Raw genomic sequence first — 13812 nt, 5'->3', positions numbered from 1 at the left:
TGAGATCCATGTCCGACCTCTTTTCCGTCTCCCCCCCGTCGATCCTTGGCATCGACGGCCACGCACACGTCTTCAGCAGGGAGCTGGACCAGACATCGGCACGACGCTATTCACCGGACTACGACGCCACGCTGGCGATGTACCAGGATCAACTTCATCGGCATGGCCTGACTCATGGCGTGCTGGTGCAACCGAGCTTCCTCGGGACCGATAACCGCTATTTGCTCGATGCCCTTCAGCAGGCGCCGGATCAACTGCGCGGCGTGGTGGTGGTTGAGCGCGACATCAGCCGGGCGGCCCTTGAGGAGATGGATCGGCTGGGCGTCGTCGGCGTGCGTCTGAACCTGATGGGCAAGGCGCTGCCGGACTTTTCCGAGCCGCAGTGGCAGGTGTTTTTCGACCACATCGCGGCGCTCGACTGGCATGTAGAAGTGCACCGCCAGGTCGCTGACATGCCGGCATTGCTGGCCGGTCTGATGCCGTTCGGCGTGAAGATCGTGATCGACCACTTCGGTCGGCCTGACGCCCGGCTGGGCCTAGAACAGCCCGGCTTTCTCCAGATGTTGGAGCTGGGCCGGAGCGGACAGCTGTGGATGAAGGTTTCGGGCATTTACCGTCTGGAAGGCAGTGCTCAGGAAAACCTCGATTTCGCCCGTGACGCGCTGTCGTTGCTGGTGGAAACGTTCGGCCCGCAGCGGCTGGTCTGGGGCAGTGATTGGCCCCATACCCAGCATGAAAGCAGTGTCAGCTACGGCTCGGTGGTCGAGCAGTTGCAGGCGCTGGGCTGCACCGCGCCATTGATGCGCTCGTTGCTCATCGACGCACCCCAGGTGCTGTTTGATTTCCCGCCGACCGAGGCCTGATCCGGCTTCAGGCGCGCGTTTCTCGCCGTTGATCAAGGCCGGCTGATGTGCGGCCGGTCGGGATCGTCCCCGGGGCTGTGAATGCTGATCCTGCGGGCCTTGGCCCCCTGGGGTTCGACCCGCAGCAGGAAGACAATCAGCAAACCATTCTTGAAGGTCGCGCCCTGCACCTCGATGTGATCGGCCAGATGGAAGACCAGCCGGAACGGCCCATGGGCGATGCCCTGATGCAGGTACGTCACGCCGCCATCGGTGTGGGCTTCAGCCCCGCAAACGGTGAGCACGTTTCTTTCCAGGGTCAGGTCGAGGTCAGCGGCCGCAAGCCCGGCTGTGGCGATCACGATTCGGTAATGATCGGTGCCGTATCGTTCGACGTTGTGAGGGGGGGCGCTGGCGTTTATTTCGCTGTGCAAGGCAGATTCAAAAAAATCGTTGAAGCGATCAAAGCCCACTGATTGCCGGAACAACGGGGCCAGTGAAGCGGTGGTGGCCATGCCTGAATCTCCTGGAGATTGCCACGGTGATCAAGACGCCGGTCGACGCCGGCTCTGCACTTGATGCTGTTGTTAGAGTTGAGCTCAAGCGCCAGAAAATACAAGCACCTCCGTTAAATACTCCGCCAACAGAACCACTCTATCGTCGCCCAAACATTTGCCTATTAGACGGCTGGCCTGAGTCGTCTAGTCTTGTGCGAGTGCTAGCCTGGGCTGTCTCGCTGATGGCCGAAAAAGTAAAAAGCAAACAAGAAGGTGAGTAGACCATGTCGACCGAATCGAAATGTCCGATCAACCACGCAGCCGGGGGCGGAACCACAAACCGTGACTGGTGGCCGAACCAGCTGAACCTCAAGATCCTGCACCAGCACTCGCCATTGACTGACCCGATGGGCGAGGGCTTCGACTACGCCAAAGAATTCAAGAGCCTCGATTTCGCAGCCGTCAAACGCGACCTGCTGGAAGTGATGACTCAATCCCAGGAATGGTGGCCGGCCGATTTCGGTCACTACGGTCCGCTGTTCATTCGCATGGCCTGGCACAGCGCCGGGACCTACCGCACTGCTGACGGCCGTGGCGGCGCAGGGGCCGGGCAGCAGCGTTTTGCACCGCTCAACAGCTGGCCTGACAACGTCAACCTCGACAAGGCTCGCCGCCTGATCTGGCCGGTGAAGCAAAAGTACGGCAGCAAGATTTCCTGGGCTGACCTGATCGTTCTGACCGGCAACGTCGCGCTGGAATCCATGGGCTTTAAAACGTTTGGCTTCTCTGGTGGACGCGCCGATGTCTGGGAACCGGACGAGGCTGTGTATTGGGGGGCCGAAACCACCTGGTTGGGGGGTGAAGACCGCTACGGCGCGCACAAGGACATGCAGCAGCCCGGCGAGGGCACGCTGGTTGCCGAACCCGAGCACCACAGCGAAGAACAGACCCGCACTGCCAATGGCGAGCGCAATCTCGAAAACCCGCTGGCCGCCGTGCAGATGGGCCTGATCTACGTGAACCCGGAAGGGCCGGAAGGTGTGCCTGACCCGGCGGCATCGGCGCGTGACATCCGCGAGACCTTCGGTCGCATGGCCATGAACGATGAAGAAACCGTTGCCCTGATTGCCGGCGGCCACGCTTTCGGCAAGACCCACGGTGCCGGTCCCGCTGACAACGTCGGGCCTGAGCCGGAAGCGGCCGGTCTGGAAGAGCAAGGACTGGGCTGGCGCAGCAGCTTCGGCTCCGGCAAGGCCGGCGATGCCATTACCAGCGGCCTTGAAGTGACCTGGACCTCGACGCCGACCCAGTGGAGCAACGAGTACCTGGAAAACCTGTTTGGCTTCGAGTGGGAACTGACCAAGAGCCCGGCTGGCGCCCATCAATGGAGACCGAAAGATGGCGCTGGCGCGGGCAAGATCCCCCATGCCTTCGACCCTGCCAAACGTCAGGAACCGCGCATGCTGACGTCCGATCTGGCGCTGCGCGTGGACCCGGCCTACGAGCAGGTCTCCCGACGCTTCCTGGAAAACCCTGACCAGTTGGCCGACGCTTTTGCCCGCGCCTGGTTCAAGTTGACCCACCGGGACATGGGGCCGCTGGCCCGTTACCTCGGCCCGGAAATGCCAGGCGAAGAACTGCTCTGGCAGGACCCGATTCCCGAGGTCAACCACCCGCTGGTGGACGACAACGACATTGCTGCGTTGAAGGACAAAATCGTCGCGTCCGGTCTGTCGGTTTCGCAACTGGTCTCCACTGCCTGGGCGGCGGCGTCCACCTTCCGTGGTTCCGACAAACGCGGCGGTGCCAATGGCGGCCGTCTGCGTCTGGCCCCGCAGAAAGACTGGGCGGTCAACCAGCCGGCCAATCTGGCTGGGGTGCTGCAAACCCTGGAGCGTGTCCGCGATGAATTCAACGGCGGCCAATCCGGCGGCAAGCAGATTTCGCTGGCTGATCTGATCGTTCTCGGCGGCAGCGCGGGTATCGAGCAGGCGGCGAAAAATGCCGGTCACTCCGTCACTGTGCCATTCACCCCGGGCCGTATGGACGCTTCCCAGGAGCAGACCGACGTCGAGTCGTTCGGCTTCCTAGAGCCCATCGCTGACGGTTTCCGTAATTATCTCAAGGGCCATTACCGCGTCTCGGCAGAGAAGCTGCTGGTCGATAAGGCGCAACTGCTGAACCTGACTGCGCCGCAGATGACGGTACTGATTGGCGGCTTGCGGGTCCTGAACATCAATGTCGGGCACAGCCAGCACGGCGTCCTGACCGACAGGCCGGGCACGCTGAGCAATGATTTCTTCAAAAACCTGTTGGACATGGGTGTCGAATGGAAAGGGGTGTCGGGCGGCGACCAGTTGTTCGAAGCCCGCGACCGCAACACCGGCGCCGTCAAATGGACCGGCACCCGGGTCGACCTGGTGTTCAGTTCACACGCCCAGTTGCGGGCGGTGTCTGAGGTGTATGCCAGTGCGGACGGGCAAGCGAAGTTCGTCGCGGACTTCGTTGCGGCCTGGACCAAAGTGATGGAGCTGGACCGCTTTGATCTTGCCTGAGGCGCGTGCCTCTTAGCCCTCAAGCTGCAATAGACAACGCCTCCCTTGTGGAGGCGTTGTCTATTGCGCAGGGGCTAGCTGCCACCCACCCGGTCCCGCACATCAAGAGACCTGGCAGAAACATCCAGGCGACCCACGATCCGTGGGAGCCGTCCCGCCGCTACGCGCCGCGCTGTCGCGCAGCAAACAGGGTGCTCGACTCATCCCTGTTGTGACGCTGACACTTTGAAAAGCACAGAGCGGCTGCCCCGTCAGGGGCAGCCGCTTTTTGCTTTGCTAGGATTGAGGAGCGCGGGACAGAGGCCGGTACTCACATTGGTGTGACAGCACCCGCGTGGGAGAGTGGCCCGCACGGTATCGGCGTAGAGTCCTTGTCGGCACGGCTAGCCGTGACCACGTATGAGAGAGTGAACCCTTTCGCCACCGTGTGCCCCGCGCGCCCATCATCCTGCGAGGAAACAGCATGGCGCGCAAGCAATCCAGACAGCGTTTTGAGCTGGTCCATCCCCATTGTGCCGGTATCGACATCGGCAGCCGTGAGCATTGGGTCGCCGTTGATCGTGACCACGAGCAACCGGTACGCAGCTTTTCCACCTTCACCGACGACCTCGTCAAGCTGGCCGATTGGCTTGAAGCGCTGAAGATCGAGGTCGTGGCCATGGAAGCCACTGGCGTCTACTGGATTCCACTGTTTGAGCTTCTTGATGCGCGTGGCTTCAAGGTCTATTTGGTCAACTCACGCGCAACGCGGCAGATTTCCGGCCGTAAATCCGATGTCCTCGATTGCCAGTGGATATGGCAACTGATGAGCCATGGCCTGTTGCGCGGAGCATTTCGCCCTGACGATGCGATTTGTTCTATGCGGGCGCTCATTCGCCAACGAGCCAGCAAAGTTCGTAACCAAGCTCAAACCTTGAACCGTATGCAGAAAGCGCTGAGCCAGATGAACATCCAACTCGCCAACGTGATCAGCGATATTTCGGGCGTGACCGGTATGAAAATCCTTCGCGCAATCATTGCCGGCGAGCGCGATCCGTCTGTTCTGGCCGACCTGATTGATCGGCGGATCAAGGCCAGCAAAGAGACTGTAGCCCGCAGCCTCCACGGTAATTGGCGTTTAGAGCACCTGCATGCGCTCGAACAAGAAGTGCAATGCTATGACTTCTTTGAACAGCAGATTGGGGCATGCGACAAGGCTATTACGGATGCGCTGAGTCAATTGCCCGAGCGCGAGGAGGCCCCGCAACCCTCACGAAAAATCCTGCGTAGCCCTCACCGCTGCGCAGCAGATCAGGCGGCCCTACATCAGTCACTTTGGCGCGTCATGGGCGTTGATCTCACCGCCATACCAACCATAGGCGTCGATACGGCCCTGATCATTGCCGGCGAAATTGGCCCGGATTTGTCCCGATTTCCTACGATGGAGCATTTCTGCTCATGGCTAGGTGTGGCGCCACCGACACGGATTTCGGGTGGTCGCCAACTGTCGGGTAAAAGTCAGAAAACCCTCAACAACGCAGCCCAGGCACTCAAGCAAGCGGCGTCCAACGCGCGAAATGACAAAAGCTTTATCGGCGCCAGCCACAGGGCTCGGCTGGCGCGGATGGATACCAGTTGCGCCATCAAGGCCACGGCTCACCAACTTGCACGCTTGATCTACGCCATGCTGACCAAGGGGCAGCCCTATGTTGAGCAGGGGATCGAAGCGTTTGAAGAACGGAGCAAGGAAAAGCAGTACCGGGCCTTGCTGCGCAAGGCCCGGAAACTGGGGCTGGACTTGGTAAAGGCTTCTTGAATTGTGTAACGAAATCAGAGACTTATTTTTTGTTTGATGAGAGCGAGCTTGCTCGCGAAGGCTGACTTTCAGTCCCCGAGCAAGTGGCTCAATGCCCCGGCCTCTTCGTCAGCAAGCTCACTCCCACAGGTCCTCCGAACTGGCCGAAATATCGAGGCAGCCCACGATCCGTGGGAGCGAGCTTGCTCGCGAAGGCTGACTTTCAGTCCCCGAGAAAGTGACTGAATGCCCCGGCCTTTTCGTGAGCAAGCTCACTCCCACAAGTGCTGCGACAGCTGAAAATCCCGAGCCGAACCACCTGCCGGTGGGAGGTGGGCTTGCTCACGAAGGCTGCCTGATGGGCAATGAGTCAGGCAGGTCATTGCTGGGTGTTGGCAGCACATCAAACGATTCATTTCCAGACGCCTCGAACTCTACCCCTGAACCCGATAACCAAGTCGCGTCCCACAGCGGATAATCTCCCGCCCGACTGGCTAACCCTGCCCGCAGTGGATTGGCCACGATGTAGCGGGCGAAGTGAATGAGATCATCCTCATGGCGTGCAGCTGCATCGTGATATCCAGACTGCCAAAGTCGACCCTGTTTGCCGGTGAGCCTATTCACTGAAATGGCGGTCTTGGACTTGACCCGCTGAACAATGCCCGCAAGCGAGCCATGTTGAAGCTGCATTAACCAGTGAAAATGGTCGGGCATCACCACCCATGCCAGCGTTCTTGTGAATCCGCACTTATCCATTTCTCGCATTTCCTTGACGAGCAGCCGGCCTACGCGCCAGTCCCTGAAGTCATTTCTCATACGGTCGAGCCGGGAGGTCACCAGATAGATCCTCCCTTTCTCTGAATACCGCCCTGTGCGCAAGCTATGGGAACGAGCTTTCGTGGCCATGCTGTTTACCTCGGGTTTGGGTGCACAAACCACGTTAGCCTCTTCATGAACCACACCGATGGGGGTGTATTACGCGGTGTGTTCTGTTGGCCCGCGAACACCCGAACGTGGGAGCGAGCTTGCTCGCGAAGGTTGACTTTCAGACCCCGAGCAAGTGGCTGAATGCCCCGCCTCTTCGTGAGTAAGCTCACTCCCACAGGTCTTCCGAACTGGCCGAGATATCGAGTCATCGCGTGTTCCCGCGGCCTCGTGTTTGTTGCGCGACATCGCGGTACGAATCCGCATCCGTGAATGCTCAGCAACGCATCCTGTTTCTCTTTGTGACGTCGGATAGGCGCAGTCGAAGCGCCCGTGAATACTGCGCGGCGCTTGATTGTCGAGACCTCATAAAAGGATGGTGACTTGGATACGGATGATCGACGGATATCAGACGAGGCAGTGGTGTTTGCCAAGGCGAACAGGAAGGAGATTGCGAAGAGGCTGACGGATCCTTCGGTATACCTATAAGAGGATTCGCCCGTATCGGTGTTTATGGCGGGCTCACCTGGGGCAGGTAAAACTGAAGCATCCCTGGAGTTTCTCGGCCGATTCGGCGGCTCTGTGTTGCGCATCGACCCAGACACCTATCGCGCCGAATTGCCCGGATACACGGGCAGCAATTCTTCGCTCTTTCAACGGGCGGTTTCAGTATTAGTGTCTGCCGTTCACGATGAAGCGCTGCGGATGCAGCAATCTTTTCTGCTGGATGGCACAGCATCGAATTTCGACACCGCTTCACTCAACATTCGGCGCTCGCTCAAGCGAGGTCGGTTCGTGCTGGTGCTTTATGTTTATCAGAATCCCGAGAGAGCCTGGGAGTTTGTTCAGGCGCGAGAAAAAGTGGAGGGCCGGAATATCCCAATGCATGGCTTCGTGAATCAATACTTTGCCGCTCGGGAAGTGGTGAATCGTTTGAAATACGAGTTCGGCCATGCAGTGACCGTTGATATTTTTATCAAGAATCATGACGGTTCTACCAAGTCTTACCACCAGAACATCCAGCAAATTGACACTCACATACCCGAAACCTATGATCGGGCTTCGCTTGAACGCAGGCTGAATTCCAGTAGGTTTGAATAATGGCTGCTCCGCAAAAACTCAAAACAGTGAAGTCGACGCCGTTTTCCGACTTCGTCCGCAACGCCACCTTCGAAGAGAAGGAGCGCGTTTATCTGGAGGTCATGGAGAAAGCCTGGGCGCGGCAGGAAAAGATCATAGAACAAGCCCGAAAAATGTAAGGCCCCCAATAGACAAAGCCGCCCTTGAGGCGGCTTTGTCGTCTTTGCTTGCAGCTTGCAGCTTGCAGCTTGCAGCTTGCAGCTTGCAGCTTGCAGCTTGCAGCTTGCAGCTTGCAGCTTGCAGCTTGCAGCTTGCAGCTTGCAGCTTGCAGCTTGCAGCTTGCAGCTTGCAGCTTGCAGCTTGCAGCTTGCAGCCCAAAGACCCCACCCCTTCACCCCAATGCCAGCACCCGTCGACACTCCAGCACCAGACTTGCGCCGCCGGACGGGCTGCTGCCGATGCGCAGTTTGAAGCCGTGCAGGTTGACGATCGCGGCGACGATGGACAATCCCAGGCCGAAGCCGCTTTGCTGATTACCGTTTTCGCTGCGATAGAAGCGCTTGAACACGGCTTCGCGTTCGGCATCGGGGATGCCGGGGCCGGTGTCCTGGACTTCGATGAACGTGGTGTTTCCTTCGGCGCGGGCGATGAGCAGCACTTGGCCGCCCGGTGGGGTGAATTTGATCGAGTTGCTGAGCAGATTCGACAGCGCCTCAAACAGCAGCGCGCGGTCACCCACCAGCGGCGGCAGGTGCTCGGCGACTTTCAGCTGCAACGAGACGCGGCCTTCTTCGGCCAGTGGCAGATAGAAATCGTGCAGCTCCTGCAATAGCGGCTGCGGATCGAGCTGACCGAAGGCCGAACGCCGCTGGTGATCTTCGAGTTCGGAGATCCGCAGCAGTCCGCGAAAGCGCGCCATCAGCGTGTCGGCGTCGGCGATCACCTGGGCCATCTGCTCGCCCAGCGCCGAATCTTCCGGCGACTGCTGCTGGATTCGATAGAGCTGGGCGCGCAGCCGGGTAAGCGGGGTGCGCAGGTCGTGGGCGATGTTGTCGCAGACGCCCTTGACCTCGTTCATCAGGCGCTCGATGCGGTCGAGCATGGCGTTGACGATGTCGGCGAGCATGTCCAACTCATCGCGACGGTCCGAGACCGGCAGGCGGCGGGCCAGGTCGCCGGTGACGATGGCCTCTGCGCTGGCCTGAATCGCCCGGATGCGTCGCAGCGGGCGGCGTCCCAGCAAGTGCCAGCCGGCGATACCCGGAATGATCGTCAGCGAAATGCCCCACAGCAGCGCGCGCAGAATCAGCGTGGTCACGGCGAACAGCGAACCGTTGTCGCGCACCAGGATCAGCCAGCGATCATCGAGCGTATGAATGGCCACGGCGTCGCAGCCCGAGCTGGGCAGGTCCGGGTCGTCGGAGTCGATGCAGGTGTCCAGCTCCTGGATCTCCCCGGTCAGCTTGAGGCCGTCGGGAACGGTCTGGATCGGGCCGCTGATGGGCTTCATGTCCTTGTCGAACAAGCCGTACGCGTCGACCGAGCGTATGTCGAATTTGTCGCTGGAGCGCAATGCGTCGTCCAGCTGCGCGCCTTCAAAGCGCGAGAACAGCTGCTGACGTTGCATCAGCGAGTGGCGGGCGAGGGTGTTGAGGTAACTGGTGACTTCCCAGTACAGCACCCCCATGAGGATGCTGCTCCAGGCCACAAACAGAAAACTGTACAGCGCCAGCAGCCGGCTGCTGGAGGAGCGCCAGCCCTTAGACGGGTTCGGCAATGACATAACCTGAGCCTCGAACGGTACGTATCAGCGGCGTCAGGGTAGGGGGATCGATTTTCTTGCGCAAGCGACCGATGTGTACGTCGATCAGGTTGGTGCCGGGGTCGAAGTGGTAGCCCCAGACTTCTTCGAAAATCATCATGCGGGTGATGATCTGCCCGCAGTTGCGCATCAGGAATTCGAGCAGCTTGTATTCGGTCGGCAGCAGGTTAAGCGGTTGACCGGCGCGGGTGGCTTCACGGGTGATCAGATTGAGTTCGAGGTCGGCAACCTTGAGCATGGTCTCGGCCTGGGTACCCGGGTTGCTGCGGCGCAGCAGGACTTCCACTCGCGCGGCCATTTCGTCGGAGGCAAAGGGCTTGGACAGATAGTCGTCCCCACCGGCCCGCAACCCGCGCACACGCTCATCGACGTCCGACAGCGCGCTGATCATCAGGATCGGCGTAGCGATGCCCAAGGCGCGCATGGTGGTGACAATCGCCAGACCGTCGACTTCCGGCAGCATGCGATCAAGGGTGATCAGGTCGTAATCGCCGCTGACCGCGCGGACCAGGCCCTCGCGACCGTTGTCGACCCAGTCCACCTGGAGACCGTGGCTGCTCAGTTCGGCAACGATCTCCTTCGCGGTGACGGCGTCGTCTTCGATTGTCAGAATTCGCGTCATGTGAGGTCAGGACCACGTGAGAGGACAGAAGCCTGCATTTTGCCTTTAAACGTAGTCGGGATTTCTTAAAAATAATTTAAGAAGGGCATGAGGGGCTTTTTGGTGCTAGCCAGCGCGCCGGGGGGAGGGGGCAGGAGCTCGATTCCTGATAGGTCAGCGATCAGTGTGGGAGCGACCGGGGTGGTGCTCCACCTCGCTCGCGAATGCGTTGTATCAGGCGACCCTTGACTGTCAGGTCCGACGCCTTCGTGAGCAAGCTCACTCCCACATGACCTGTGTCAGACTCAGGTACACCGGTCACTCCCACATGACCCGTGTCAGACTACAAGCACACCGGTCACTGCCACATTTCCTGCAGCTTCAAGCGCCTTTGCGTTCGGATTCAGCGTCTGGCTGACGCAGCTCTTGCTTCAGCTTTTCGTCCAGCGCTTTCTTTTTGCCCTTCTTTTCCGGCGTTTCGCCTTCGCTGCGGATCTGCGCATGGCTGATCAACGCGAAGATGAAGCTGCCCCCAATGATGTTGCCACCCAGGGTCGGGCCTGCAAATGTGAGCCAGAAATCTTTCCACGGCAGTTCGCCGGCGAACACCAGGTACGAGACTTCCGCCGATCCGACCACGATGTGGGTGAAATCCCCCAATGCCATCAGGTAGGTGATCATCACGATGATGGCGACCTTGGCCGATTCCATGGACGGGATCATCCACACCATGGTGGCGATCATCCAGCCGGAGATAATGCCCTTGGCGAACATCTGCCCGCTGTCGTTCTCCATCACTTTGCGGCCGATTTCGAGGAAGGCCTGGTCGGTCTTGGTGTCAAAGATCGGCAGGTGCAGCATCACGTAGGCCACCAGCAGCGTGCCGCACAGGTTACCTACCAGCACCACGGTCCACAGCCGCAACAGGCGGACGACGTTGTTCAGCGTCGGCTTGCTCATCACCGGCAACACGGCGGTCAGGGTGTTTTCGGTGAACAGTTGCTGACGGGCGAGAATCACCGCCAGAAAGCCTGCGCAGTAGCCGAAGCTGGCGATGACTTTGAAGCCTTCGGCATCGGGCAGGCGAGAGTTCAACAGCCCCATCGCCATCAATGACAGGCCCATGGTCAAGCCGGCTGCGAGGGCCGACCAGAACAGCGCAGCGACGTTGCGTTCCAGTTCCTGATCGCCCTGCATGCGGATCGTCTCGTGGAGGACGGCGGCGCGAGGTGGCTGATTTTCGTCGATATCGCGTTCTTCTTCCGGCGTCAGACCGGGGGTCTTGCCGTCTGGTTGGTTTTCCATGGTGATCCTTTGGATGATTCAGTGCTCTTTGGCAGAGCATTCTGTTTGAGATGTTCGAGGAAGGCGGCGGCTGGCTTGCACATGCTTGCTGCGCGACACTGCTGCTTGAGACACAATCCGTTACCCGTCGTTCGCCAACGGCGGCAGCCTTTTCATTGACGTGGGAGAACCTCTTTTGACCCTTCACATTCGCGACGCCACCCGTGCCGACGCCGCCGTCATCCTGGGCTTCATCACCGAGCTTGCGATCTATGAAAAAGCCGAGCACGAGGTCAAGGCCAGCGTCGCCGATATCGAGCGCAGCCTGTTCGACGAAGCCTCGCCGGCCAAGGCGCTGATCTGCCTGCTGGACGGCCAGCCTGTTGGTTTCGCGGTGTACTTCCTCAGCTACTCCACCTGGCTGGGCCGCAAGGGCCTGTACCTTGAGGATTTGTACGTGTCCGCCGGCCAACGGGGCGTCGGCGCCGGCAAGAAGCTGTTGCGCCATCTGGCGCGGATCGCCCATGACAGCGGCTGCGGTCGTCTGGAGTGGAGCGTGCTGGACTGGAACCAGCCGGCGATCGACTTCTACAAATCAATCGGCGCCGAGCCCCAGGATGAGTGGGTGCGCTACCGGATGGAGGGGGAAGGGTTGGAGCGCTTTGCACTGGCGCAGGATTGAGGCATCAGTCAGTCAGCTCGGCGCTCTCGATCCGGTTGACCCCCGCGAGGCTCATGTCTTTCCACGCCTGGTCCAGCGAGCCGTTCAGGTCGATGGCCTTGCAGGCATCGGCGATCACCCACGTGTTGAAACCCGCCGCCCTGGCGTCCAGCGCGGTCCAGGCCACGCAGTAATCCAGGGCCAGACCGACCACGAACACGCTGTCGATGCCACGCTCGCTCAGGTAACCGGCCAGCCCGGTGCGGGTCGTGCGGTCGGCTTCGACGAAGGCGGAGTAGCTATCGATGCCGGCGTTGCAGCCCTTTCGCAGGATCAACTGCGCGTGGGGGATGTGCAGATCGGCATGCAACTGAGCGCCGGGGCTGCCCTGAACGCAGTGATCGGGCCAGAGCGTCTGCGCGCCGTAGGGCAGGGTGATGCTGTCGAACGGCGCGCGCCCGGCGTGGCTCGACGCAAACGACACATGCCCGCGCGGGTGCCAGTCCTGGGCCATGACCACGTTGCGAAACTGCGCGCCGAGGCGGTTGATCAGTGGCACCAGCGCGTCGCCTTCGGCCACGGCCAGCGCGCCGCCGGGCATGAAGTCGTATTGCATGTCGATCACCAGCAACGCGGCGCGCGGGTCGGAGGGCAATCGGGAAAGCGGCGTGGTCATCATTTGAGTCCTTGTTGCAGTGAGTCCTGGGGCAATGAGTCGGTTCTCGATCAGGCAAACACGCGGATCGGCGCGCCAGCGTGCCAGGCCTGAATGTCCTCGATCATCTGGCTGAAGAACATCCGGTAGTTGTTCTCGGTCACGTAGCCCACGTGGGGCGTGGCCAGGACGTTCGGCAGCGTGCGGAACGGGTGATCGGCCGGCAACGGCTCGACGCTGTAAACATCCAGCGCGGCGCCGGCGATTTTCTTCTGCCTGAGCACCTCGATCAGCGCGTCTTCGTCGACGATCGGCCCGCGGGCGGTGTTCACCAGATACGCCGTCGACTTCATCCGGTTCAGCGACTCGGCATCCACCAGCCCGCGGCTGCGCTCGCTGAGCACCAGGTTCACTGAAACCACGTCCGATTGCTCGAACAGCTCCTGCTTGCTGACACAGGTCACGCCATGCTCGGCAGCGCGTTCAGCAGTGAGGTTCTCGCTCCAGGCAATCACGTTCATGTCGAAGGCCTTGCCGTAACGGGCGATCTTCTGGCCGATGCTGCCCAGCCCGACGATGCCCAGGGTCTTTCCGTACAAGTCGCTGCCGATGCCGATCTGCCAGTCGCCCGCGCGCAGGGAATTGGCTTCGTCCACCAGATTGCGGGTCACGCCCATGATCAGCGCCCAGGTCAGTTCCGGCGCCGCGTACTTGTAGCTGTCGGTGCCGACCACAGTGATGCCCAGGCGCGCGGCGGCCTTGAGGTCCAGCGCCGCGTTGCGCATGCCGCCGGTGACCAGCAGCTTCAGGTTTGGCAGCTGACTGAGCAGGGCGTCATCGAAAACCGTGCGCTCGCGCATCACGCAGAGGATCTGGAAGTCCTTGAGGCGGGCGACCATGGCGTCTGTGTCAGCAGGGTAATCATGCAGAAAACTGACCTCACCGATCGGTTGCAACACGGTCCAGTCCACAACCTTTTCGGCAACCGATTGCCAGTCGTCGAGTACGGCAATCTTCAGCCCGGAATCCTGGGTCATTAAGCGAGGCCTCGTTCAGCAGCGATGTTGGATTTTATGGCGCTCACAGTACGCCCGAGCGGGACTGTCTGGAAGTCCAT

The 13812-nt window shown here is 60.4% G+C and carries 13 protein-coding genes and 1 pseudogene; 6 read left to right on the top strand and 8 right to left on the bottom strand.

The window, feature by feature from the left end; translation table 11 throughout:
* Positions 1-8 precede the first annotated feature (8 nt).
* Entirely contained in the window at positions 9-863 is an 855-nt protein-coding gene (locus tag FX982_RS23005; RefSeq protein ID WP_172612731.1) for an amidohydrolase family protein, read from the top strand.
* A gap of 32 nt (positions 864-895) precedes the next feature.
* Here the strand turns inward: FX982_RS23005 and FX982_RS23000 are convergent, their stop codons facing one another.
* The gene (locus tag FX982_RS23000; protein ID WP_172612730.1) at positions 896-1357 is read right to left on the bottom strand and encodes an Hsp20 family protein; all 462 of its coding nucleotides are present in this window, start codon (positions 1355-1357) and stop codon (positions 896-898) included.
* Between the two features lie 266 nt (positions 1358-1623).
* Here FX982_RS23000 and katG point away from each other — a divergent pair, with 266 nt between their 5' ends.
* Both katG and FX982_RS22990 read left to right on the top strand, forming a co-directional pair.
* Entirely contained in the window at positions 1624-3894 is a 2271-nt protein-coding gene (gene katG / locus FX982_RS22995) for a catalase/peroxidase HPI (protein ID WP_172612729.1), read from the top strand.
* Between the two features lie 463 nt (positions 3895-4357).
* Positions 4358-5689 carry an IS110 family transposase gene (locus tag FX982_RS22990; protein WP_172612728.1) on the top strand — a complete coding sequence of 444 codons (1332 nt, stop codon included), beginning with the start codon at positions 4358-4360 and terminating at the stop codon, positions 5687-5689.
* A 429-nt stretch (positions 5690-6118) separates the two neighbouring features.
* On the opposite strand, the pseudogene FX982_RS22985 reads toward FX982_RS22990, so the two are convergent.
* Positions 6119-6574, bottom strand: a pseudogene (locus FX982_RS22985) (REP-associated tyrosine transposase); the annotation flags it as partial.
* A 531-nt stretch (positions 6575-7105) separates the two neighbouring features.
* On the opposite strand from FX982_RS22985, the gene FX982_RS22980 reads away from it, so the two are divergent.
* Together FX982_RS22980 and FX982_RS22975 are read left to right on the top strand one after the other, a co-directional pair.
* On the top strand, positions 7106-7693 hold the full coding sequence (locus tag FX982_RS22980; protein WP_367948778.1) for a zeta toxin family protein: 588 nt from the start codon (positions 7106-7108) through the stop codon (positions 7691-7693).
* Positions 7693-7851 (top strand): hypothetical protein, encoded by a 159-nt coding sequence (locus tag FX982_RS22975; protein ID WP_172612727.1) that lies wholly within the window; start codon positions 7693-7695, stop codon positions 7849-7851. Before FX982_RS22980 ends, FX982_RS22975 begins: the two co-directional genes overlap by 1 nt.
* Here the strand turns inward: FX982_RS22975 and FX982_RS24685 are convergent.
* The 4 genes from FX982_RS24685 to FX982_RS22955 form a co-directional block, all read right to left on the bottom strand.
* Positions 7782-7940, bottom strand: a complete 159-nt coding sequence (locus FX982_RS24685; RefSeq protein ID WP_367948777.1) for a hypothetical protein — start codon at positions 7938-7940, stop codon at positions 7782-7784. The two genes, FX982_RS22975 and FX982_RS24685, sit on opposite strands and share 70 nt — an antisense overlap.
* A 123-nt stretch (positions 7941-8063) precedes the next feature.
* Entirely contained in the window at positions 8064-9455 is a 1392-nt protein-coding gene (locus tag FX982_RS22965; protein WP_172612726.1) for a sensor histidine kinase, read from the bottom strand.
* Positions 9433-10116: a response regulator transcription factor gene (locus FX982_RS22960; RefSeq protein WP_122534474.1), complete on the bottom strand. Its 684-nt coding sequence runs from the start codon at positions 10114-10116 to the stop codon at positions 9433-9435. Before FX982_RS22960 ends, FX982_RS22965 begins: the two co-directional genes overlap by 23 nt.
* A 360-nt stretch (positions 10117-10476) precedes the next feature.
* A complete protein-coding gene (locus tag FX982_RS22955) occupies positions 10477-11400 on the bottom strand; it encodes a formate/nitrite transporter family protein (protein ID WP_172612725.1) in 924 nt (307 codons plus the stop codon).
* 175 nt (positions 11401-11575) lie between these two features.
* Between FX982_RS22955 and FX982_RS22950 the strand changes: the two genes are divergently transcribed.
* Positions 11576-12061 carry a GNAT family N-acetyltransferase gene (locus FX982_RS22950; RefSeq protein WP_172612724.1) on the top strand — a complete coding sequence of 162 codons (486 nt, stop codon included), beginning with the start codon at positions 11576-11578 and terminating at the stop codon, positions 12059-12061.
* 4 nt (positions 12062-12065) lie between these two features.
* On the opposite strand, the gene pncA is transcribed toward FX982_RS22950, so the two are convergent.
* Both pncA and FX982_RS22940 read right to left on the bottom strand, forming a co-directional pair.
* Complete coding sequence (gene pncA / locus FX982_RS22945) at positions 12066-12716, bottom strand: bifunctional nicotinamidase/pyrazinamidase (protein WP_172612723.1); 651 nt, start codon at positions 12714-12716, stop codon at positions 12066-12068.
* Between the two features lie 50 nt (positions 12717-12766).
* Positions 12767-13732 carry a D-2-hydroxyacid dehydrogenase family protein gene (locus tag FX982_RS22940; protein WP_172612722.1) on the bottom strand — a complete coding sequence of 322 codons (966 nt, stop codon included), beginning with the start codon at positions 13730-13732 and terminating at the stop codon, positions 12767-12769.
* Positions 13733-13812: the final 80 nt, after the last annotated feature.

This window comes from Pseudomonas graminis, assembly GCF_013201545.1.
Lineage (GTDB): Bacteria > Pseudomonadota > Gammaproteobacteria > Pseudomonadales > Pseudomonadaceae > Aquipseudomonas.
The sequence above is the reverse complement of the archived record's forward strand: the minus strand, read 5'-3'. Positions and strand labels throughout refer to the sequence as shown.

Coding starts and splice junctions, on each gene's coding strand:
- FX982_RS22975 (WP_172612727.1), top strand. CDS start 7,693: ATGGCTGCTCCGCAAAAACTCAAAACAGTGAAGTCGACGCCGTTTTCC.
- FX982_RS22980 (WP_367948778.1), top strand. CDS start 7,106: ATGGCGGGCTCACCTGGGGCAGGTAAAACTGAAGCATCCCTGGAGTTT.
- FX982_RS22990 (WP_172612728.1), top strand. CDS start 4,358: ATGGCGCGCAAGCAATCCAGACAGCGTTTTGAGCTGGTCCATCCCCAT.
- FX982_RS22940 (WP_172612722.1), bottom strand. CDS start 13,732: ATGACCCAGGATTCCGGGCTGAAGATTGCCGTACTCGACGACTGGCAA.
- FX982_RS22965 (WP_172612726.1), bottom strand. CDS start 9,455: ATGTCATTGCCGAACCCGTCTAAGGGCTGGCGCTCCTCCAGCAGCCGG.
- FX982_RS22955 (WP_172612725.1), bottom strand. CDS start 11,400: ATGGAAAACCAACCAGACGGCAAGACCCCCGGTCTGACGCCGGAAGAA.
- FX982_RS23005 (WP_172612731.1), top strand. CDS start 9: ATGTCCGACCTCTTTTCCGTCTCCCCCCCGTCGATCCTTGGCATCGAC.
- FX982_RS22960 (WP_122534474.1), bottom strand. CDS start 10,116: ATGACGCGAATTCTGACAATCGAAGACGACGCCGTCACCGCGAAGGAG.
- FX982_RS23000 (WP_172612730.1), bottom strand. CDS start 1,357: ATGGCCACCACCGCTTCACTGGCCCCGTTGTTCCGGCAATCAGTGGGC.
- katG (WP_172612729.1), top strand. CDS start 1,624: ATGTCGACCGAATCGAAATGTCCGATCAACCACGCAGCCGGGGGCGGA.
- pncA (WP_172612723.1), bottom strand. CDS start 12,716: ATGACCACGCCGCTTTCCCGATTGCCCTCCGACCCGCGCGCCGCGTTG.